General features: G+C 66.4%; 19 protein-coding genes. 14 read left to right on the top strand and 5 right to left on the bottom strand.

All coding sequences use genetic code 11. The annotated features are described in order from the left end of the window. The first annotated feature begins 20 nt into the window (after positions 1-20). From ACZ5TO_RS22685 to ACZ5TO_RS22665, 5 genes are all read left to right on the top strand, one after another. Entirely contained in the window at positions 21-1,082 is a 1,062-nt protein-coding gene (locus tag ACZ5TO_RS22685) for an ABC transporter permease (RefSeq protein WP_464801296.1), read from the top strand. Beyond that, complete coding sequence (gene nikC / locus ACZ5TO_RS22680) at positions 1,079-1,996, top strand: nickel transporter permease (RefSeq protein WP_464801231.1); 918 nt, start codon at positions 1,079-1,081, stop codon at positions 1,994-1,996. Before ACZ5TO_RS22685 ends, nikC begins: the two co-directional genes overlap by 4 nt. Beyond that, positions 1,993-2,826 (top strand): ABC transporter ATP-binding protein, encoded by an 834-nt coding sequence (locus ACZ5TO_RS22675; protein WP_464801230.1) that lies wholly within the window; start codon positions 1,993-1,995, stop codon positions 2,824-2,826. The genes nikC and ACZ5TO_RS22675 overlap by 4 nt, the downstream gene beginning before the upstream one ends. Then, the gene (locus ACZ5TO_RS22670; RefSeq protein ID WP_184143247.1) at positions 2,823-3,572 is read left to right on the top strand and encodes an ABC transporter ATP-binding protein; all 750 of its coding nucleotides are present in this window, start codon (positions 2,823-2,825) and stop codon (positions 3,570-3,572) included. Before ACZ5TO_RS22675 ends, ACZ5TO_RS22670 begins: the two co-directional genes overlap by 4 nt. A gap of 158 nt (positions 3,573-3,730) precedes the next feature. After that, complete coding sequence (locus ACZ5TO_RS22665; protein ID WP_184143245.1) at positions 3,731-4,351, top strand: TerC family protein; 621 nt, start codon at positions 3,731-3,733, stop codon at positions 4,349-4,351. 9 nt (positions 4,352-4,360) lie between these two features. On the opposite strand, the gene ACZ5TO_RS22660 is transcribed toward ACZ5TO_RS22665, so the two are convergent. Next, the gene (locus ACZ5TO_RS22660) at positions 4,361-5,395 is read right to left on the bottom strand and encodes an ABC transporter ATP-binding protein (protein WP_464801229.1); all 1,035 of its coding nucleotides are present in this window, start codon (positions 5,393-5,395) and stop codon (positions 4,361-4,363) included. After that, positions 5,392-6,888, bottom strand: coding sequence for an ABC transporter permease (locus ACZ5TO_RS22655; RefSeq protein WP_464801295.1), 1,497 nt, complete (start codon positions 6,886-6,888; stop codon positions 5,392-5,394). Before ACZ5TO_RS22655 ends, ACZ5TO_RS22660 begins: the two co-directional genes overlap by 4 nt. Positions 6,889-7,235: 347 nt before the next feature. Between ACZ5TO_RS22655 and ACZ5TO_RS22650 the strand changes: the two genes are divergently transcribed. After that, positions 7,236-8,237: an iron ABC transporter substrate-binding protein gene (locus tag ACZ5TO_RS22650; protein WP_464801228.1), complete on the top strand. Its 1,002-nt coding sequence runs from the start codon at positions 7,236-7,238 to the stop codon at positions 8,235-8,237. Between the two features lie 126 nt (positions 8,238-8,363). Here ACZ5TO_RS22650 and ACZ5TO_RS22645 read toward each other — a convergent pair whose 3' ends face one another. After that, positions 8,364-9,230 carry a LysR family transcriptional regulator gene (locus ACZ5TO_RS22645; RefSeq protein ID WP_464801227.1) on the bottom strand — a complete coding sequence of 289 codons (867 nt, stop codon included), beginning with the start codon at positions 9,228-9,230 and terminating at the stop codon, positions 8,364-8,366. 88 nt (positions 9,231-9,318) lie between these two features. Between ACZ5TO_RS22645 and ACZ5TO_RS22640 the strand changes: the two genes are divergently transcribed. Together ACZ5TO_RS22640 and ACZ5TO_RS22635 are read left to right on the top strand one after the other, a co-directional pair. After that, complete coding sequence (locus ACZ5TO_RS22640) at positions 9,319-10,308, top strand: bile acid:sodium symporter family protein (RefSeq protein ID WP_464801226.1); 990 nt, start codon at positions 9,319-9,321, stop codon at positions 10,306-10,308. Between the two features lie 130 nt (positions 10,309-10,438). Beyond that, positions 10,439-11,677, top strand: coding sequence for a DUF2325 domain-containing protein (locus ACZ5TO_RS22635; protein WP_464801225.1), 1,239 nt, complete (start codon positions 10,439-10,441; stop codon positions 11,675-11,677). A 15-nt stretch (positions 11,678-11,692) separates the two neighbouring features. Here ACZ5TO_RS22635 and ACZ5TO_RS22630 read toward each other — a convergent pair whose 3' ends face one another. After that, complete coding sequence (locus ACZ5TO_RS22630) at positions 11,693-12,307, bottom strand: hypothetical protein (protein WP_464801224.1); 615 nt, start codon at positions 12,305-12,307, stop codon at positions 11,693-11,695. Positions 12,308-12,709: 402 nt separating this feature from the next. On the opposite strand from ACZ5TO_RS22630, the gene repA reads away from it, so the two are divergent. The 3 genes from repA (at position 12,710) to repC (ending at position 16,341) form a co-directional block, all read left to right on the top strand. Further along, positions 12,710-13,918, top strand: a complete 1,209-nt coding sequence (gene repA, locus ACZ5TO_RS22625; RefSeq protein ID WP_184143231.1) for a plasmid partitioning protein RepA — start codon at positions 12,710-12,712, stop codon at positions 13,916-13,918. Positions 13,919-13,989: 71 nt separating this feature from the next. Then, positions 13,990-14,964: a plasmid partitioning protein RepB gene (gene repB, locus ACZ5TO_RS22620; RefSeq protein ID WP_464801223.1), complete on the top strand. Its 975-nt coding sequence runs from the start codon at positions 13,990-13,992 to the stop codon at positions 14,962-14,964. Between the two features lie 156 nt (positions 14,965-15,120). Next, on the top strand, positions 15,121-16,341 hold the full coding sequence (gene repC / locus ACZ5TO_RS22615) for a plasmid replication protein RepC (RefSeq protein ID WP_464801222.1): 1,221 nt from the start codon (positions 15,121-15,123) through the stop codon (positions 16,339-16,341). Positions 16,342-16,390: 49 nt separating this feature from the next. On the opposite strand, the gene ACZ5TO_RS22610 is transcribed toward repC, so the two are convergent. Then, complete coding sequence (locus ACZ5TO_RS22610) at positions 16,391-17,539, bottom strand: tyrosine-type recombinase/integrase (RefSeq protein WP_464801221.1); 1,149 nt, start codon at positions 17,537-17,539, stop codon at positions 16,391-16,393. 125 nt (positions 17,540-17,664) lie between these two features. On the opposite strand from ACZ5TO_RS22610, the gene ACZ5TO_RS22605 reads away from it, so the two are divergent. The 3 genes from ACZ5TO_RS22605 to ACZ5TO_RS22595 all read left to right on the top strand — a co-directional run bounded on the left by ACZ5TO_RS22605 (position 17,665) and on the right by ACZ5TO_RS22595 (position 21,396). Next, positions 17,665-18,618 (top strand): DUF1403 family protein, encoded by a 954-nt coding sequence (locus ACZ5TO_RS22605; RefSeq protein ID WP_464801220.1) that lies wholly within the window; start codon positions 17,665-17,667, stop codon positions 18,616-18,618. A 2-nt stretch (positions 18,619-18,620) separates the two neighbouring features. Continuing rightward, a complete protein-coding gene (gene scpB / locus ACZ5TO_RS22600) occupies positions 18,621-19,307 on the top strand; it encodes an SMC-Scp complex subunit ScpB (RefSeq protein WP_464801219.1) in 687 nt (228 codons plus the stop codon). Between the two features lie 139 nt (positions 19,308-19,446). After that, the gene (locus ACZ5TO_RS22595; protein ID WP_464801218.1) at positions 19,447-21,396 is read left to right on the top strand and encodes a PrkA family serine protein kinase; all 1,950 of its coding nucleotides are present in this window, start codon (positions 19,447-19,449) and stop codon (positions 21,394-21,396) included.

Raw genomic sequence — 21,396 nt, 5'->3', positions numbered from 1 at the left:
GAAGGATCCGCTCCTTGAGCATGAGTGAAACGCAAAGGCCGGCAGGGCGCGCGAACCGGCGCGCCCGGGCGAGGCTGAAGGCGGTGGCCGGCTTCCTGCTGGTCGTCGCCACCACCTATCTCGGCCTCGTTGCCGTCACCTTCTTCATCGGCCGCGTCGTGCCGATCGACCCGGTGCTGGCGATCGTCGGCGACCGCGCGCCGGCGCGTGTCGTCGAGCGCGTGCGGCTGGAGATGGGGCTGGACCTGCCCTACTACCAGCAGTTCTGGCTCTACCTGAAAGGCGTGCTTCAGGGCAATTTCGGCACGTCCGTGCTCACCACCAACCCGGTGATGACCGATATCCGCCGCGTCTTCCCCGCGACCATGGAGCTTGCGACGGTCGGCACGGTCATCGGCGCGGTGATCGGCATTCCGCTCGGCGTCCTGGCGGCCGTCAAGCGCGGCAGCGTCGCCGACCAGATGGTGCGCATCGTCGGTCTCATCGGCTATTCGGTGCCGATCTTCTGGCTCGGGCTTCTGGCGCTTCTCGTCTTCTATGCCCGCCTCGGCTGGACCTCCGGCCCCGGCCGCATCGACGTGGTGTTCGAATACACCTTCACGCCGATCACCGGCTTCTATCTCCTCGATGCGATCCTTTCCCGCGACTGGGCCGTCTTCCGCGACGTCCTCTCGCACATCATCCTGCCGGCCTCGCTGCTCGGCTATTTCTCCATGGCCTATGTCAGCCGCATGACGCGCTCCTTCATGCTGAACGAGCTGGGGCAGGAATATATCGTCGCGGCGCGCGCCAAGGGGCTTTCGGAAACCCGCATCATCTGGGGCCATGCGCTGCGCAATGCCGCCGTGCCGCTCGTCACGGTGATCGCGCTTTCCTATGCGGGCCTGCTGGAGGGCTCGGTGCTGACGGAGACCGTCTTCGCCTGGCCGGGCCTCGGCCTCTACATCACAAATTCCCTGCAAAACGCCGACATGAACGCGGTGCTCGGCGGCACCATCGTCATCGGTTCCGTCTTCATCGCCATCAACCTGCTTTCCGACGTGCTCTACCGCATGCTCGACCCGAGGACGAGGACACGATGAGCGAGACCGCCATGACCCGCCGCGAATGGCTCCTGACCGACCGGCCGCAATCGCGCCTGCAGGCCCGGCTCGGCCGCGCCTATGTCGCCTGGCGGCGCTTCACCGCCAACCGGCTCGCCGTCATCGGCCTTGCGATCATTCTCGGGCTGATCGTCCTTGCCGTCTTCGCGCCCGTGCTTGCGCCGCATTCGCCCTATGTCGGCGACCTTGCCAATGCGCGCCTGATGACGCCGGGGCCGGGCCACTGGCTCGGCACGGACGACCAGGGCCGCGACATCCTCTCGCGCCTCATCTACGGCTCGCGCCTCACGCTCCAGGTGGTCGTGCTGGTGGCGGTCATCGCCGCGCCCATCGGCCTTCTCGTCGGCACGGTCGCCGGCTATGCGGGCGGCTGGGTGGATGCGGTGCTGATGCGCGTCACCGATATCTTCCTCGCCTTTCCCAAGCTCGTGCTGGCGCTCGCCTTCGTCGCCGCGCTCGGCCCCGGCATCGGCAATGCCATCATCGCCATCGCCATCACCTCATGGCCGCCCTATGCGCGCATCGCGCGGGCCGAGACGCTGACCGTGCGCAATTCCGACTACATCCTCGCCGTGCGGCTGATGGGCGCCTCCCCCTGGCGTATCGTGCTGCGCCATATCATGCCGCTCTGCATCTCCTCGCTCATCGTGCGCGTGACGCTCGACATGGCCGGCATCATCCTCACGGCCGCCGGCCTCGGTTTCCTCGGCCTCGGCGCGCAGCCGCCGCTGCCCGAATGGGGCGCGATGATCGCCTCCGGCCGCCGCTTCATCCTCGACCAGTGGTGGGTCGCCGCCATGCCGGGCTTTGCCATCCTCATCGTCAGCCTCGGCTTCAACCTGCTCGGTGACGGGCTGCGCGATGCGCTCGATCCGCGGGGAAGCGGCCAGTGAGCGCGCTTCTGACCGTCGAGGACCTGCGCGTCACCTTCCCCACCCGCACCGGCGTCATCGAGGCGGTGCGCGGCGTTTCCTTCACACTCGGCCGCGAACGCCTCGGCATCGTCGGCGAGAGCGGCTCCGGCAAGTCGCAGACCGGCCGCGCCATCATGGGCCTGACGCCCGAGCACGGCGTGATCGAGGCCAGGCGGCTCGATTTCAACGGCATCGACCTCCTGAAGGCCTCGAAGGCCGAGCGGCGGGCGCTGCGCGGCAAGCGCATCGCCATGGTGCTGCAGGACCCGAAATATTCGCTGAACCCGGTGATGACCATCGGCCGGCAGATCGTCGAGACCTTGCGCGCGCATGAGCCGGTGAGCAAGGCGGAGGCCCGCAGGCGCGCGCTCGACATGCTCGCCGCCGTGCAGATCCGCGATCCCGAGCGCGTCTTCGACCTCTACCCGCACGAGGTTTCCGGCGGCATGGGCCAGCGCGCGATGATCGCCATGATGCTGGTCGCCGGCCCCGAGCTCCTGATCGCCGACGAGCCGACCTCGGCCCTCGACGTGACGGTGCAGCTCGAAGTGCTCGCCATCCTCAACCGGCTGGTGGCCGAGCGCGGCATGGGCCTCATCTTCATCTCGCACGACCTGCGCCTCGTCTCCTCCTTCTGCGACCGTGTCATCGTCATGTATGCCGGCCGCATCGTCGAGGAACTGCCGGCCGCACGCCTCGCCGAGGCCGAGCATCCCTATACGCGGGGCCTTCTCAACTGCATGCCCGAAATCGGCGCGGACCGGCATCCCCTGCCCGTGCTCGAACGCAAAGCGGAGTGGAAAGAATGACGCCGGCTCTCGCCATCGACGGCCTTCGCGTCGCCTTCGACGATTTCGTCGCGGTGGAGGATGTCAGCCTCTCCGTCGCGCCGGGCGAATCCTTCGGCCTCGTCGGGGAATCCGGCTCGGGCAAGTCGACCCTGCTTCGCGCTGTGGCGGGGCTCGCGCCCGTTACCGGCGGCACTATCGCGATTGGCGGCAAGGTGCTGGGCGACAGGCGCGACAAGGCCTTCTACCGCACGGTGCAGATGGTGTTCCAGGACCCCTACGGTTCGCTGCATCCGCGCCAGACGGTCGACCGGCTGCTGCTGGAGCCGCTGGCCATCCACGGCTTCGACGATACGGAAAGCCGCATCGTGCGCGCGCTCGACGAGGTGGGCCTCGGCGCGGGCTTCCGCTTTCGCTATTCGCACCAGCTCTCCGGCGGCCAGCGCCAGCGCGTGGCGATCGCCCGCGCGCTGATCCTCGAGCCGTCCATCCTTCTCCTCGACGAGCCGACCTCGGCGCTCGACGCCTCGGTGCAGGCGGAGGTGCTGAACCTGCTCGAACAGCTCCGCGCGGCGCGCGGGCTCACCTTCGTCATGGTCAGCCACGACCTTGCCGTCGTCACCCATATGTGCGACCGGCTGATGGTCATGCAGAACGGGCGGGCGGTCGAGCAATTGACCGCCGCCGACCTTGCCGCGCGCCGGGTGACGCAGGACTATACGCGCGGCCTGCTGGCCGCCAGCGAAGGATTCCGCCGAACCGCCTGAAGAAGTGCAGCGCGGCCTTGCAAAAGGCAAAGCGGACGCTGTACTGGTCGAAAGGCCGGGATGGCGGCGTGTTGCCGCGTCCGGCGGGTCATTCTGGCGGAGAGTATTCGGGCCGCGACGCGCGGCGCCGGCAGACAGCATAGCGAAGGTGGGACATCATGGAAATTCTGACAGCGGCCGGCCTGACGGCGCTCCTGCAGGTGATTGCGATCGACCTGGTCCTTGCGGGGGACAATGCGGTGGTCATTGGCCTCGCCGCCGCGGGGCTCGATCCCGCGCAGCGCAAGAAGGCGATCTTCGTCGGCATCATCGCCGCTACCGTGCTGCGTATCCTCTTCGCCACGGTCGCCGTGCATCTCCTCGCCATCATCGGCCTCTTGCTCGCCGGCGGCCTGTTGCTCCTGTGGGTGTGCTGGAAGATGTGGCGCGAGCTGCGGGCCACCGGCCATGAGGACGAGAGCGGCGTCGATGTCGAGAACGCGCCGAAGAAGACCTTCTTCCAGGCCGCAACCCAGATCGTCGTCGCCGACGTCTCCATGTCGCTCGACAACGTGCTTGCCGTCGCGGGCGCCGCGCGCGAGCATCCGAGCGTGCTGATCCTCGGCCTTGTGCTTTCCATCGCGCTGATGGGCATTGCGGCCAACTTCATCGCGCGCCTGCTCAGCAAGCACCGCTGGATCGCCTATGTCGGCCTTGCGATCATCCTCTATGTCGCGCTCGACATGATCTATCGCGGCGCGATGGAGGTCATGCCCTACCTGCCGGGTGCGGCCGCCTGACGGCGGCCGTCAGGCGAAGACATGCGCCCTGCCTGCCACATCGAGGCGCACCAGGTCGCCCGGCGCCGGCAGGGCGACGCTGGACGTCTTGATGAGGATCGGCGGCAGGGCGACGTCGGCGAGCGCCACCGCCACCGTGCAGACGGCGCCGCCGAACTGCACGTCCACCACGCGCCCGCCGTTCCGCGGCGAGGCGCTGTCGGCGATGACGCGGATCTGTTCGGGCCGGAGCATGATTTCCGCCTTGCCGGCATGATCCCCCTCCACCGCCACATGTCCCAGCGCGCAGTCGGCGACGCCGTCGCGGATGAAGGCGGGCAGCAGCACCGCATCGCCGAGGAACAGCGCCGTCTCGCGGTCGCGCGGATGATGGTAGAGCGTCTGCGGTGAGCCCGCCTGCACCAGCCGGCCCTCGCGCAGCACCGCCACCTGGTCGGCGAAGGAAAGCGCCTCGGACTGATCGTGGGTGACGAGGATCGCCGTGATGCCGGCCGCCTGGAGCACGCGCGAGACGGCCTTGCGCATGTTTTCCCGAAGGCCCGTGTCGAGCGCCGAGAAGGGCTCGTCGAGCAGCATCAGGCGCGGCCGGCGGCCGAGCGCGCGGGCAAGCGCCACGCGCTGTTGCTGCCCGCCGGAAAGCTGGTGCGGCCGGCGCGTCGCCATGGCGTCTTCCAGCTCCACCATTTCGAGAAGCTCGGCGACGCGTCTTGCCCGGTCCAGTGCACCGCGCTCGAAGCCGAAGGCGATGTTGTCGGCAACGCTGAGGTGGGGAAAGAGCGCGCCGTCCTGCGAGACGATGCCGATGCCGCGCCGGTGCGCGGGGACGCCCGCCGGCCCGTTTGCCAGCAGCGCGCCGTCGAAGCGCACGCGGCCGCTGTCGGGAAACTCGAAGCCGGCGATGATGCGCAGCAGCGTCGTCTTGCCCGAGCCGGAAGGGCCGACCACCGCCGCGCGGCTGCCCGCGCCGACGGCGAAGCTGACGCCGTCGAGCGCCTGCACCGTGCCGTAGCGCTTGGAGATGTCTTCGAGGTCGAGCAGCGTCATTGACCGGCCGTCCGTTTCGATTGGGCATGGAGAAGAAGGGTGAGCGGCAGCGACAGCGCCACCATCATCACCGCATAGGGCGCGGCGGCGACGTAGTCGATCTCGCTGGTCAGCGACCAGAAGCGGGTGGCGAGCGTTTCCACCCCGTTCGGCGCGAGCATCAGCGTCGCCGTCAGCTCGTTGGTGATGCCGAGCGCGACGAGCGCGACGCCGGCCGCAGCGCCCGGCGCGGCGAGCCGCAGGGTGACCTGCCGCAGGGCCTGCCCGGGCGTGCGCCCGAGCGCCATCGCCGCCCGCTCCAGCTCGACGGGCGCCTGCGCGATGCTGGCGCGAAGGCCGACCAGCGCGCGCGGCAGGAACATGAGCACATAGCCGGCAAGCAGCATGGCGAAGGTCTGGTAGAGCGGCAGCAGGAAGCGCACGGTGATCGACACCAGCGCCAGCGCCACCACGACGCCCGGCAGCGAGCCGACATAGTAGTGGCAGGCTTCGAGCAGCCGTTGCAGCCGGCCCGGCGCGCGCACCGACAGCCAGGCCATCGGCACGGCGGCAATCGTCGTCAGCACTCCGCCGGCAAGGGCGAGCACGAGGGTCTGCACCACCGCGCCCGTCACCGCGCCGTCCCAGATGGCAAGGCCCCCCAGCCAGAGCCAGCGGCCGAGCGTGATCAGCGGCACGCCGAGGGTCAGCGCTGCCATCGCCGCGGGGAGCAGCAGGGCGGGCAGGCGGAAGCGGCCGAGCTTCTGCCGGTCGGCCGGCCGCGCCGTGCCGGTGCCGACGCGCGCATAGCGCTCGTTGCCGCGCAAAAGCACTTCGAGCGCCAGCAGGAAGAGGCAGCACGCGACCAGCACGCCGCCGATCATGTTGGCGGCCGGGCTGTTGTAGGAGGACTGGAACTGGTCGACGATGGCCGTCGCCAGCGTGTCGAACCGGATCATGGCGAAGAGGCCGTATTCGGAAAGAAGATGCAGGCCGATCAGCAGCGAGCCGCCGCAAAGGGGAATGCGCAATTGCGGCAGCACCACGCGGAAGAACACGGCGGCGGGCGCAAGGCCGAGCGAGGCCGCGGCATCCTCCACCGCCGGATCGAGGCGGCGCAGCGTGGCGGCGACGGGCAGGTAGAGGAACGGATAATAGGCGAGCACCGCAACGAAGACGCCGCTTGCAAGCCCGTGCATGCTGGGGATCAGGCTGACCCAGGCATAGCTGTGCACGAAGGCGGGCACCGCGAGCGGCGTGACCGCCAGCCACGCCCACAGGCGGGCGAAGGGAATGTCCGAGCGCTCCGTCAGGAAGGCCGTGGCGACCGCGACGACGATGGACAGCGGAATGGCGATCAGTTCGAGATAGACGGTGTTGAGGACCAGTTCGCCGACGCGGGGACGGAAGACGAGGGTCTTCACCGTCTCCCAGCCGACATCGTAGGTCATCCAGCCGATGAAGCCGAGGGGAACGAGGCTGAACAGCGCCACCAGCGCTGCCAGCACCACCATGGGCGCATGCGGCACGCGGGCGTCCTGCCGTCGCTGCGCCGCGGGCCACGCCGTATCGAGTGCCTCTGCCGTATTTTCCTGCAACAGGCCCATGCCCTCATGCCTGAAAGAGAAGACCATTTGCGTCTTGTGCGACGCCAGCCCCCTGCCCTAAGGATTTCTTGACTAAAACGCAATGGTTTGTAATGCGGCAGGCCGGCGGGCGACGAGGCCTTCGCAAATTTCCCGAGCCGGCGGCCTGCCGGATCTTCTTCTCGCAATAAGTTGAATGTCATTTTCAGGTTTTTATGCCAGTATCGCGGCGCCGGTGGGAAAAGGCCGGCATCCGTCTTGAAAAGGAGAGCAGTATGAACAGATCGATCCGGACCGCGCTGACGGCGCTGTCGTTGCTGATGACGGCCGCCTCCGGCGCCGCGGCCGAGGATTCCGAGGGGATCGTCGTTTACAATGCCCAGCACGAAGGGCTCGGCAACGCGTGGATCGAGGCGTTCACCAAGGAGACGGGCATCAAGGTCACGGTGCGCAAGGGCAGCGACATGCAGATCGCCAACCTTCTCCTTCAGGAGGGCGACCTGACGCCCGCCGACGTGTTCCTCACGGAAAATTCCCCGGCCATGGTCCTGCTCGACAATGCCGGGCGCTTTGCGCCGGTCGACAAGGAAACGCTCGACCAGGTCCCGGCCGAGTACCGCCCGGCCGACGGCATGTGGACGGGCATCGCCGCCCGCTCGACGGTCTTTGCCTATGACAAGACGAAGCTGACCGAGGACAAGCTGCCGAAGTCGCTGCTCGACCTTGCCGATCCCGCCTGGAAGGGCCGCTGGGGCGCTGCGCCCGCCGGCGCGGATTTCCAGGCGATCGTCGGCGCCCTGCTGCAGCTCAAGGGCGAGGAGACGACGACGTCCTGGCTTGCGGCGCTGAAGGAAGGCGCGACGCCCTACAAGGGCAACAGCGTCGCCATGAAGGCGGTCAATGCCGGCGAGATCGAAGGCGCGGTCATCTATCACTACTACTGGTTCGGCGACCAGGCGAAGACCGGCGAGAACAGCAACAACGTCGCGCTGCACTATTTCAGGAACCAGGATCCGGGCGCCTTCGTCAGCATTTCCGGCGGCGCGGTGCTCAAGAGCACCAAGCACCCGAAGGAGGCGCAGGCCTTCCTCAAGTGGGTCACCGGCAAGGGCGGGCAGTCCATCCTCAAGGACGGCGATTCCTTCGAATATGCCGTTGCCGGCGAATCCAACCCCAAGCTGGTTCCGCTGAAGGAGCTCGACGCGCCGAAGGTCGAGGCCTCGACGCTCGACAGCAAGAAGGTCGTGGAACTGATGACGGCCGCCGGTCTGCTCTGAAGCCGTCTTCCCGGGATTGAAGCGCCGCGCGGTCGCAGGATCGCGCGGCGTTTTCTTTTTCCGGCTCAGCCGGAAAGGACGGCGCGGATTCAGCGCGCATGACGCGCCCGGCACCCTTGATGCATGTCAGGACCGCGTCACGCCGGCAAAACCCTTGCCGAAACGCTCGCGCACCTTGCGGGCGAAGGCCGAGACGGTGGCCTGGTCCGCGGAAAGCGCGGTCACGAGGACGAATTCCACATCCTCCAGCGGCGGCAGGGCCGGCGGGGGGATTTCGCGCAGGCCCGCCGGGGCGAGGCTGCGCGGCTGGACGAGGACGCCCATGCCCGCGCGCGCCGCCGCGGTGAGCCCGCTGAGGCTCTGGCAGGAGCAGACGATGCGCCAGGGCGTTCCGCTGCGCTCCAGCGCTTCCATCAAAAGGAGGCGGGTAAGGCTCGGCGGCGGAAAGACGATCAGCGGAAGCGCCGGCTTGGCGAGCATGGCGTCCGGATCGCTCGCCAGCCAGACGAGCGGCTCGCGGACGATGGCCTGGCCGCGCTGCTCGCCGATGCGACGCTTGGCCATCACGAGATCGAGTTCGCCGCGATCCTGCATCTCGGCCAGCGTCTTGGAGAGCGCCACGGAGAGCTGGAGGTCGACGGAGGGATAGTCGGCGATGAAGTCCTCCAGAAGGCCCGGCAATTGCCCGCTGACGAGGTCTTCCGAAATGCCGAGCCGGAAGGTGCCGCGCGGCCCCTCCCCGTCGAAATGGGCGACGGCCTGCCGTTCCAGCGAGAGAAGCTGGCGGGCGTGGGGCAGCAGCGCCTCGCCATCGGCCGTCAGCCGGACGGCGTGGGTATCGCGATCGATGAGCCGGCGCCGGAGGGCGCGTTCCAGCCGCTGGATGTGCTGGCTGACAGTCGACTGGCCGAGGCTGAGCCGCTCGGCCGACAGGGTGAAGCTTCTCGTCTGCGCCACCATGACGAAGCTGCGCAACTGCACGAGGTCGAGCATATCGCAATTCCCGATAAGTGTTATCGTTTGCATCGTGAAACAGGATAGCTAGATTGCAGGGCCTGTCGAGACCTGCTGATCGAGCCTCATGAAACGCCTCCTGCCCGATACCTTCACCCTCCTCCTTCTCGGGACCGTGCTGCTTGCCTCCCTTCTGCCGATTTCCGGCGGGCCGGCGGAATGGTTCGGCGTTGCCACCAATCTCGCGATCGCCCTCCTCTTCTTCCTGCACGGCGCGCGGCTCTCCACCGACGTGGTGATCGCGGGCGTGCTGCACTGGCGCCTCCAGCTCTTCATCCTCGTGGCGACGTTCGGCCTCTTTCCCCTGCTCGGCCTCGGGCTCGGCGTCTTCTCGCCCTGGCTCATCGACCAGCCGGTCTATATGGGCCTTCTCTTCCTGTGCGTCCTGCCGTCGACGGTGCAGTCGTCCATCGCCTTTACCTCCATTGCGGGCGGCAACGTGCCGGCCGCGATCTGCGCCGCCTCGACCTCCAATATCCTCGGCATCTTCCTGACGCCGGCGCTGATGGCGCTCTTCTTCTCGACGGGCGGACAGGCGGGCATCTCGTTCGACATGATCTGGAAGATCATGCTGCAACTCTTCCTGCCCTTCGTGCTCGGGCAGGCGCTCCAGCCGTTCATCGGCAACTGGGTGCGCGCCCGCAAGAAGCTGCTGATGCCCTTCGACCGCGGCTCCATCCTCATGGTCGTCTATCTCGCCTTCTCCGAGGCCGTCACGGAGGGCATCTGGCACCGGCTCGCATTGCAGGACCTTGCACTCATCGTCCTCGTCGACTGCCTGCTGCTCGCCGCGGTTCTGGTCATCACGAGCATCGGCGGACGCCTTCTCGGTTTCAGCCGGGAGGATTGCATTACCGCCGTCTTCTGCGGCTCGAAGAAGAGCCTTGCGAGCGGCGTGCCGATGGCGAGCGTCATCTTCGCCGGGCAGCCGATCGGCGTGATCGTGCTGCCGCTGATGCTCTTCCACCAGATCCAGCTCATGGTCTGCGCCTGGCTCGCCCGCATCTATGCCGACCGGCAGAAGGCGCTGGATGCCGCGGCTGCGGCCGCTTCCTGAGGCTGCGGCAAATCCGGTCCCCTCCCCTTCCCCGGATTGGAAAAGCGGTGCGTCCACGGCGCGCCGATTTTTCTTGTGGAGTCGTCATCCCATTCGTTATATTCAATTAAATATAACGAATGGGATAAGCATGCCGACCCTGCCCCCCCTCGTACCGCCCCGTTCTCCAGCCCTCGCCGTGCCCCTGCCCTTCCCGGCCCTGCCGGAAGACGGTGCGGCGAAATCCGGTGCGCAGCGGTTGCGCACCTGGGGAATCCCATCGACGTTCCATTGCTCGATCATCGGCACCTGCCTGACCACCGGCGAGTTGCGCCAATTGCTGATCCGGGCCGGGCAGGAGGACGCGCGCACGGCGACGGATCACGCCTTGCACGGCCGGGGCGTGCGCCTCGCCGGTCAGCGCGACCAGGCCGCCCGGCTTCTCAACAAGGCACTCGACAGGCGCCATGAGAACAGCATCCGGCGCCTTCCGCGGCAGGCGGGCGAGGAGGCGCTTCGCGCGATCTGGCGGGAGAGTTTCGACCGCGGCGATATCGCCGGCCCCTACTGGGCGCTGATGAGCCATCCGGCGAGCCCGCCGGCTCTCGTCCGCGAGATATTCGGCGAAGTCCACATGCTCTCGCACCTCGTCGGCAGCGCCAGCCGCCTCGACATCGCACGGCTGACCCGGCTGGAAAGGGAGTTGGAGGCGGAGAAGGACAGGAGCCGCCGGCAGCAGGCACGCCTCAAGGCCGCAGCCGCGGAGCGCACCGGGCTGCAGCAGCGCGTTGGCGAGCTCGAGGAATGGATCACGCGTGCGCGGGCAAGCGCCATCGCCGCCGGCCGCTCGACGCGGGCAGGGGAGCGCAGGCGTTACGCTGAAGAGGATGCCGGAGCCGCCCGTGCCGACGCCCTCGCCCATCGCATTGCCGAGGCGGAGGAACGCGGCCACGCCTTGCAGCGCGAACTCGAGCAGTTGCAGGATCTGTCCCATTCGATCCTGCGGGAGAACGAGGCGCTGGAGGCGGCGGTCGCCGCGCAGCTCCAGGCGGGCAGGGGCGTGGCGCCGCCCTCCCCGGCCGGCCCGGTTCTCTATGTCGGCGGGCGGCGCAATCTCTTCGATCACCTGCGCGCCTATGCCGAAAGCCGCAATGTCGAGCTCCTGCTGCATGACGGCGGCATGGAGGACAGCACGACGATGCTGCCCGCGCTCGTGGGGCAGGCGGCGACGGTCCTTTTCCCCGTCGACCATATCAGCCATACGGCGGTGGGCTTGGTGAAGCGGCTTTGCCGCCAGCAGGCAAAGCCCTATCTGCCGCTCCGCTCGGCGGGCCTTGCGAGCTTCCTCGCCGCGATCAGCGGCGCCGGCGGCGCCTACAGCCAGCCATAGGCGCTTTCCAGGCGATCACGCGGTGGACGGATGCAGGACGGGTCGATACCCCGCCTGGAGCGCGCGCAGCGTCGACGGCGGTGTGACCAGCCGCTCGGCTTTCTGAAGGCGCTGTGCCGGCGTGTATCCTTCTCGTGTCCAGCGATGGGCGAGGCCGGCCCGGAGCGTGAAGGCTTCCGCGCCGACACTGACCACCGTGCCATCCGGAAGCGCCGCAAGCGGGGCTGGAATGGGGTGCAGGCGCTTGCGGCCGCCCTCAAGGCGCTCCCGGTGGAGGACTGTATCCATCTCGCTCGCTCGCGGCGGAGCCCTGCCGCTTTCCGCCGCCCAGCAGGCACGGAACCGTTCTGCCTCCTGCCTCCGGCAGAAGAAGCAGGGGCGGTGGCCCGCGGCAAGCGCGACGGCTTCGTCGAGGAAGAACAGCTCCGTCCAGCTCCGCCCGCCCATCACGGTGCGCCGCTGCCCCTTATATTCGCAGGCGCAGACGATCCAGGCCTTGCTCGTCCACCGGCGGGCCAGAAGGGTCTTCGTCGCCGGATCGTGGATGATGCCGCGATTGCCGGTGAAGAGGCCCCGCTGCTCTATGGCAAGGATATCTCCGAAGGGTGTCACGCGGTTTTGAAGCGGCATGGCATGCGGCCCGTCGATGTGCTGTTTCTTCGCCCATCGCACACGAGCTTGCCATGTAGTGCAAGCCCCTCCCCCGATTTCCGGCGCCCGGCCTTGCTTTCGTCTCCGGCAGGAAGATCATCCGGTGGCGGGCCGCATCGATTCGCACGAAAGTCCTTGCTTTCTATCCGTTCGGGCCGTCGGAAAGACTGAAGGTGCCCCTTTTGCACCCTCCCGCTGCATCCCTCTCTTGCTGCGGAAAGGAGAGTATCGGCAAGGCATTAGCGTCCGCCGGGAGCAAGGCACGGCAAAGAGCGGTGGATGCCTCCACCTAAACCACTTGCCCCCCCTAGAGAATCGCTCATAATCACGCTTATTGGGCTCTTTACGGCCGAAAATCGTTATCTGAGAGAATGACCGTTCATGAACGCTAATCCGAGCGCTTCGCTGCATGCTCCGATGAACTTCGAAGACCAGATCCTCGAACAGGGCGATCTGATCTCGAAGAAGCTGCATCTGCTCAGCGTGCAGCGGTTCCCGCCCAATGCGAGGAAGACCCTGCGGTCGTTCTCGCTGGCGGAGGTCGCCGCCTATGTCGGGGTGTCGCAGAGCACGCTGAAGAAGCTGCATCTCGACGGCAAGGGCCCCTCCCCGCAGACCTCCTCCTCCGGCCGCCGGTCCTACACCGCCGAGCAGATGCTGGAGCTGCGCCAGTACCTCGATGCGCATGGCCGTTCGGAAAGCCGCATGTATGTGCCCCATCGGCGCAGCGGCGAGAAGCTGCAGGTCGTCGCCGTCGTCAATTTCAAGGGCGGCTCCGGCAAGACGACGACCGCGGCGCATCTGGCGCAGTACCTCGCCCTCACGGGGCATCGCGTGCTTGCGGTCGACCTCGACCCACAGGCGTCCCTCTCCTCCCTCCACGGCTTCCAGCCGGAACTGGATCAGGTCGCCTCGATCTACGATGCCATCCGCTACGACGGCGAGCGCAAGCCGCTGGCCGATATCATCCGGCCGACGAACTTCCCGGGGCTGGATATCGTTCCGGCCAATCTCGACCTACAGGAATATGAATACGACACCCCGCTCGCCATGGCCGACAAGTCGTCCAACGAGGGACGCACCTTCTTTACCCGCATCTCGCGGGCGCTGGCCGATGTGGACGACCGCTACGACGTGGTGGTGATCGACTGCCCGCCGCAGCTCGGCTACCTGACGCTGACCGCGCTGACGGCCGCGACGAGCGTTCTCATCACGATCCATCCGCAGATGCTGGACGTCATGTCGATGGGTCAGTTTCTGCTCATGCTCGGCGGCATCCTCAAGCCGATCCGCTCGGCGGGCGCAGAAGTCAATCTTTCCTGGTACCGCTACCTCATCACGCGCTACGAGCCCACGGACGTGCCGCAGGCGCAGATGGTCGGCTTCATGTCGACGATGTTCCACGAATTCATGCTGAAGAACCAGATGGTGAAGTCGACGGCCGTTTCAGATGCCGGCATCACCAAGCAGACCTTGTACGAGGTCGAGCGCGCGTCGATGAACCGCGCGACCTACGACCGGGCGCTGGAATCGCTGGACGCGGTGAACGGCGAGATCGCCGATCTCATCCACCGGGCATGGGGACGTTGATTTGTCGGCTGACAAAAATGACGTTTAATGAAGGAAAAACAATAGGCTGAAGCCTATCGGAGAATGAAGGAATGGCGCGGAAGAATCTTCTCGAGGGCTTAGCCACTCTGACGGACGACACGGCGAGCCCCTCGTCCTATCCGATGCGCGGGGCGGGCAAGTCGCTCGTCCGCTCGCTGGACGAGCTCGCCAGGCAGGCCGACCGCTTCCTAGAGGGGGAGGCGGTCGTCGAGTTCGATCCCGATCTCATCGACGATTCCTTCGTGCAGGACCGCCTGGCGCAGGACAATGACGATTTCCGCGAACTCGTCGAGGCGATCCGCAGCCGCGGCCAGGATACCCCCATTCTCGTGCGTCCCCATGCAAGCCTTGCCGGGCGCTACCAGGTAGTCTTCGGCCATCGCCGCCTTCGGGCCGCGCGCGAGCTCGGCCGCAAGGTGAAGGCCGTCGTCAAGACGATCGACGACCGTACCCACGTCATCGCCCAGGGGCAGGAGAATTCCGCCCGCGCCAACCTGACGTTTATCGAACGGGCGCTCTTTGCGCGCCGGCTCGACGATCTCGGCTACGACCGCGAGGTGATCTCGGCGGCGCTTGCCGCCAATGCGGCCGCCGTCTCGAAGATGATGTCGGTGACCGAGCGCATCCCCGCCGACGTCATCCACGCCATCGGCGAGACGCCCGGCATCGGGCGCGAGCGCTGGGTGGAGCTGTCGCTGCTGGTCGGCAAGGCTTCCGGCCTCGGCAAGGCGCGCGAGCTCGCCGGTGCGCCCGGCTTCCGCGACCTGCCTTCGGACGAGCGCTTCCTGTCGCTGTACGGCGCGCTCAATACCTCCGCGCGCACCGTGAAGAAGACGGAGCCGGCGGCGGGCAAGGCGAAATGGGAGCCGCAGGACCGCGCGGTCGTCGCGGAGATCAAGAACAGCGGGAAGGTTTTCTCGCTTTCGATGAAGGCGAAGAACGCCGTGCGTTTCGGCGATTTTCTATCACGCAATCTGGATGCGCTCTATGCGCAGTTCCTGGACGAAGAAAACAGGGGAGACTGAACAGCAAAAGAAAAAGGCCCCCAAGCGGTTGCCCACGTGGAAGCCTCTCTCAGATCTAAGCACTCCGAGAATCGCATTTCCACGAATCACAGTCAAGAGTCTTTGGCACCGAATTTGGTGAGCGGATTTCTTTTGCCTTCTGGAAGGTGAAGAAAGATGCAGAGTGGACATGTGACGACGCCCTTCGGGCGGCGGCCGATGACGCTTGCGCTGGTGAAAGGCCAGTTCGAGACGGCCAATATCAGGAGCGGGAAATCCGCGGACAAGTGGAAGATCTATCGGGACGCCTGCGACGCGCGCACGCTGCTTGGCGTGCGGGACCGTGCGCTTGCCGTTCTCAACGCGCTTCTCTCCTTCCACCCCGAGGTGGAATTGAAGGAGGGCGACAACCTCGTCGTCTTTCCATCCAACGCGCAGCTCTCGGCCCGGGCGAACGGCATTGCCGGCACGACGCTCCGTGAGAATCTGGCGCTCCTCGTCCAGGCGGGCCTCATCCATCGCCAGGACAGCCCGAACGGCAAGCGCTACGCCCGCAAGGGCAGGGACGGGGCGATCGAGACGGCCTACGGCTTCAATCTCGCGCCATTGCTTGCCCGCGCCGAGGAGCTGGCACAGATGGCACAGGAGGTCGCCGAGGAGCGACGCCGGCTGAAGATCGTCCGGGAGCGGATCACCATTACCCGCCGCAACATCCGCAAGCTCATCTCCGCCGCCATGGAAGAGGGCGCCGGGGGCGACTGGGCGTTCGTGGAGGACCAGTATCTTGCGGCCGTCGCCCGCCTTCGTACGGCAAAGACGCCGTCCGATCTCGCAGGCTGCCTCGACGAGCTTTCCCTGTTGCAGGAGGAAATCTCCAACATGCTGGAAGATTTGCTTCTTTCTCAAAAAAGCGACGCCAATGATGCCGAATGGCGTCAGCACAAACAGAATTCAAACCCCGAATCCAGCAATGAACTTGAACCTCGCTCAGAAAACGAGCAGGGCGCGAAGCCGGCGATCCAGAACGAACGTCGGCATGAGCCGCTGAAGGCGTTCCCCTTGGGCATGGTGCTGCGGGCATGCCCGGATATCGCGATGTATGGCCCGGACGGTGCCATTTCGCACTGGCGGGACCTGATGACGGCCGCGGTGGTGGTCCGCTCGATGCTGGGGGTCAGTCCCTCGGCTTATCAGGAAGCCTGCGAGGTCATGGGGCCTGAAAATGCCGCGGTCGCCATCGCCTGCATCCTCGAAAGGGCAGGGCACATCAGCTCGCCGGGCGGCTATCTGCGCGATCTGACGCGAAAAGCCGCGCGCGGCGAATTTTCCCTAGGCCCGATGCTCATGGCCCTGCTGCGGGCGAACGGCAATAGGGACAGCGTCGGGAATGCCGGATAGCGTCATGCAGGTTTTACCCCCCGTTCTCCGGCCGGCCGTTTGCGAGCCTCTACAGCCCGGCAGCCTTGGTGAGGTTGACGCGGAACCTGTCGCGGCGGCGCTGGTAGCGGCGGGTCATTTCGGCGGAGGCGTGGCCGAGCTGCTTCTGGACGTGGCGTTCGTCGACTTCGGCCGAGGAGGCAAGGCCGGCGCGCAGCGAATGGCCGGCGAATTTCTGCCCGCGCTCGGCCTCGGGAAGATCGCCGCGCACGCCAGCGGCCAGCGCCGTCTTCCTGACGAGGCGGGCCACCTCCTGGTCGTTGAGCCGGTCGGGGCCAACGTCCTTGCCTTTGCCGGTCACGCGGCGGAAGAGCGGTCCTCTGGCGATCCTGGCAAAGCGGATCCAGGTTTCGAGCGCGACGACGGGGCAGGTGGCCTCGCGGGAGCCGCGGCCGATCTCTACCTCGCGCCAGCCGGTCTTGCCGCGCAGCGTCAGGAGCAGGCCCCGATCGAAGATTTCGACCCAGCCGCGTCCATCCTCGCTCTGGTCACGCCCGAGGTCGAGGCCGGTGATTTCCGAGCGGCGCAGGCCTCCGGCAAAGCCGATCAGCAGCATGGCCCGGTCGCGCAGGCCACGCAGGCTTGCCCGGTCGAGCGTCTCCAGCATGGCGACCAAATCTTCCGGCAGGATCGCTTCCTTCTGGCGCGGCGGGGCGGCATGCCTGTTGCGGATGCCGGCAAGGACGGTGGCGATGGCGCGGTCCCTGCGGTCGAGCTTTTCTTCGCCGCGCTGGGCATAATTCCAGCAAAGCGACGACAGCCGCCGTTCGATGGTGGAAACACTCATCGGCCTGCCGGCGCCTGCAGACGTGCTTGCGGCGCTGCCGGCGGCGCAGGCGGTGATGTAGAGGCCGATTACCTGCGGGTCGGCAGGAAGAAGCGGAAGGTTCTGCCGCCGGCACCAGGCGGCAAAGTGCTTCCAGTCGGAGGCATAGGCGCGCCGGGTATTGGCGGAGGCGGAGGCCTCGACATAGGCGCGGGCGCGATCGGTGAGATCCTGCAGATGCGCGGTCGCGCCGGAACGGCCTTCCGGGGAAGGGGAGGGGAGGGCGGCCGACACCGGCGCAAGCGAAACATTAACCGCAGGCGCTGTATTATCCGCCGGCGTAGCGTGTTCCGGAGCGGGCTTTTCGCTGTTCTGCTCGACGGGAGAGGTCATTTCCGCATAAGAAGGCATAATGAACGATAATGCAAGATTATCGTTCATTATCGAGGTTCGACAGGCCGTGCGGTTTTATGGGCACTTTGTGGCATTAACCGCACGATTGCTGTAGTCTTCCCGGCATGGATTCGCGCGCCATCTCCGTTCCGGTCCCCGCATCGCCCTTGCCGCACATTCCCGGCTGGGCGCTGCCGCGCGGCCGCGAGCCGGGAGACCTCGACGCCGCCTTTGCCGCCGGCATCGCCTTGAAATCGCTGGACGATCTTGTCCGCGCCGCACCCATTTGGGCCGGTTGCTGGCGCGCGCGACAGGCGCTGAAATGCGCCGCCGCCGCGATCCGGCTGATGGGCCGCAGCGAGGATGAGGCGGCGTTGCGGGATGCGCTTTTGCTCACCGCCGCCGATGACGATCCCGGTCCGGCCGGCCGGGTGTTCCTGGCCACCAAAAGGTTTTCTGCGCGAAAACCCGGCTTTTCGACGAAAAGCGTGATGGAACTAGCCGATCTGCTGGACCTCGCCTGGGATGAGCGGCTTGCCGAAGCCGTCGACCATGGCGACAGGATGCTACAGGCCGGGCGGCCGGCCCCCTTCGCCGCGGCGGACCTGGTGTCGGCGATCTGCGCTGCGCGCCCGGATGCCGAGCCGCTGGCGTGGGCGTTGGCCGATGGGCTGATCGCCGTAATGCTGAAATGGGATTTTGCTGTGCCGCTGCTGATGGCCGAGCGCTATGGCCCGGCCTTCAAGACGCTCGGGGGCAGGGGACGCGTGCGCCCGGGCGATCCGACCTTTGCCCGGGCCGTCTGCCTTGCCCTGACCGAAGGAGCCGGCGCGGCGTTGCGTTCGGCATCGGAAATCGCCCGCCGGGCGGATGTGCTTGTCGCCGCCGCGCCGAAGGTCCGCACCAAGGGCGCCGGCGCGGTCATCGCGAAACTGCTCGATGACGATGCCGTGCCGGCTTCGGCCCCGGGCAGCGGCCTCTCGCGCTGGGCGGCGACCCGGCTGTTCGACCGGCTGGAGGGCTTTGGCGCCGTGCGGGAACTGTCCGGTCGCACCTCGTTCCGGATCTATGGGTTGTGACGATGGTTGAACCGGACGCAAGCGGCACGCGGCGAAACCGCAGATCGACATCGGAGGACGAAGTCCTCTTGGATCGGGAACTGGCCGAACTGCCGCCGGCGCTGCGCTGGCGCGAATGGATGCTGCGGGTGGAGGCGGTGATTTTTGCCGCGGCAGAGCCGGTCAGCCGGGAGGCGTTGGCGCGGGTCGTCGGCAGGGACTGCAGCATCGACCTCTTGATCGACGATCTGCGTGAGGAGCTTCGGTCCCGGCCCTACGAGATCGTCGCCGTTGCGGGCGGCTGGCAGCACCGAAGCCGTTCGGCTTACGCATCCGCGATCCGGGCGTCGCAGGCATCGACGCGGAATGCGGCGCCTGTAATGTCCGACTTCGAGGCCATGGTGCTGATGGCCATCGCCTATTTCCAGCCGATCACCCGCGGCGACCTGTCAAAAATCTTCGGCAAGGAGGTCAGCCGCGACACGATCGCCAGCCTGCGCAACGCCAATTTCCTCGCCTCCGGCCCGCGCAGCCCGACGCCGGGCGCGCCCTACACCTATGTCACGACGAAGCAGTTCCTCTCAGCCTTCGGCATGCAGACGCTGCGCGATCTGCCCGACATCGAGGCGCTGGAGGACGCTGGGCTTATCGATCGTCAAGCCGTTCGGACGGAGGCGGCTTCGGGCGGGTTGGCGGGCGAGGAGGAATAGCGCCGCCCACACGGGCATGTGCGCACATGAATTTGATTTCTTTCACGATGATGGGAACAAAATCCCTGCCTCTTTCGTAGTATACTTCATAGAGGCCGCCGACCGGCGCGGCTTGGTCCGGCGACTGTGGGAGGGTTCCATGCGAACCGACGGCAGTGACGTTTTCGACCTTTTTTCCAAAGCCTATGCCAGTGAAGCCCGCGAAACGCTGAGCCTCCAGGAGTATCTGCTCGCGTGCCGCGACAATGAGAGCCTCTATGCCAGCGCGCCCGAGCGGATGATCGCTGCCATCGGCGAGCCGAAGCTCGTCGACACGAGCATGGACGAGCGGCTGGGGCGGATCTTCGCCAACCGCACGATCAAGCTCTATCCCTCCTTCTCCGACTTCTTCGGCATGGAAGACACGATCGAGCGGATCGTCGGCTACTTCCGCTATGCCGCGCAGGGCCTCGAGGAGCGCAAGCAGATCCTCTATCTCCTCGGGCCGGTCGGCGGCGGCAAATCCTCGCTGGCCGAACGGCTGAAGAAGCTGATGGAGGAGCAGCCGATCTACACGCTCGCCATCGACGGCAAGATCAGCCCGGTCTTCGAATCCCCCCTCGGCCTTTTCAGCCGCGAACGCATGGGCGATCTGCTGGAGGAGAAATACGGTATCGCCAAACGGCGCCTCACCGGCCTCATCTCGCCATGGGCGACGAAGCGGCTCGACGAGATCGGCGGCGACATCTCGAAGTTCAGCGTCGTCAGGATGATGCCCTCGCGCCTGCGCCAGATCGCCATCGCCAAGACGGAGCCGGGCGACGAGAACAACCAGGACGTCTCGGCGCTGGTCGGCAAGGTGGATATCCGCCAGCTCGAAAACTTCAGCCAGGCCGATCCCGACGCCTATTCCTACAGCGGCGGCCTCAACCGCACGACACAGGGCCTTCTCGAATTCGTCGAGATGTTCAAGGCGCCGATCAAGGTGCTGCATCCGCTTTTGACCGCCACGCAGGAGGGCAGCTACAACGGCACGGAGAATTTCGGCGCCTTCCCCTATCAGGGCATCGTGCTGGCGCATTCCAACGAGTCGGAATGGCTGCAGTTCAAGCACAACAAGAACAACGAGGCCTTCCTCGACCGCATTCTCGTCGTCAAGGTGCCCTATTGCCTGCGCGTCACCGAGGAGCGGCTGATCTACGAGAAGCTGCTGCGCGAGAGCGAGCTGTCCGACAGTCCCTGCGCGCCCGAGGTGCTGGAGAATCTCAGCCGCTTCACCGTCGCAACGCGCCTGACGCCGCACGAGAATTCGCCGACCTATACGAAAATGCGCGTCTATGACGGCGAGAACCTGAAGGATACCGATCCCAAGGCGAAATCGCTGCAGGAATACCGCGATGCCGGCGGCGTCGACGAGGGCATGAGCGGCATCAGCACGCGCTTTGCCTTCAAGGTCCTGTCGGAGACCTTCAACTACGACACGAAGGAAGTGGCGGCCGATCCGGTCCACCTCATGTACATCCTCGAACAGGCGATCCGCCGCGAGCAGTTTGCGAAGGAGGTCGAGGCCGGCTATCTCGATTTCATCCGCTCGGAAATCGCCGCCCGCTATGCCGAATTCATCGGCCACGAGATCCAGAAGGCGTATCTGGAATCCTACAGCGAATACGGCCAGAACCTGTTCGACCGCTACATCGCCTATGCCGATGCCTGGCTGGAAGACCAGGACTTCAAGGACCCGGACACGGGCCAGATTCTCAACCGCGATATCCTCGACAGCGAGCTGTCGCAGATCGAAAAGCCGGCCGGCATCGCCAATCCGAAGGATTTCCGCAACGAGGTGGTCAAGTTCACCCTGCGCGCCCGCGCCCGCAACGGCGGGCGCAACCCCGCCTGGACGAGCTATGAGAAGCTGCGCGAGGTCATCGAGAAGCGCATGTTCGGCCAGGTCGAGGATCTTCTTCCGGTCATCAGCTTCGGCTCGAAGAAGGACAGCGCCACCGAGAAGCAGCATGCCGACTTCGTCGCGCGCATGACCGAGCGGGGCTATACCGTGCGGCAGGTGCGCCGACTGGTCGACTGGTACATGCGCGTCAACAAGGCCGGCTGA

The sequence above is a fragment of the Shinella sp. Sh6 genome (assembly GCF_055392685.1).
Note: the sequence above shows the minus strand (reverse complement) of the source record. Positions and strands in the feature narration are given on the sequence as shown.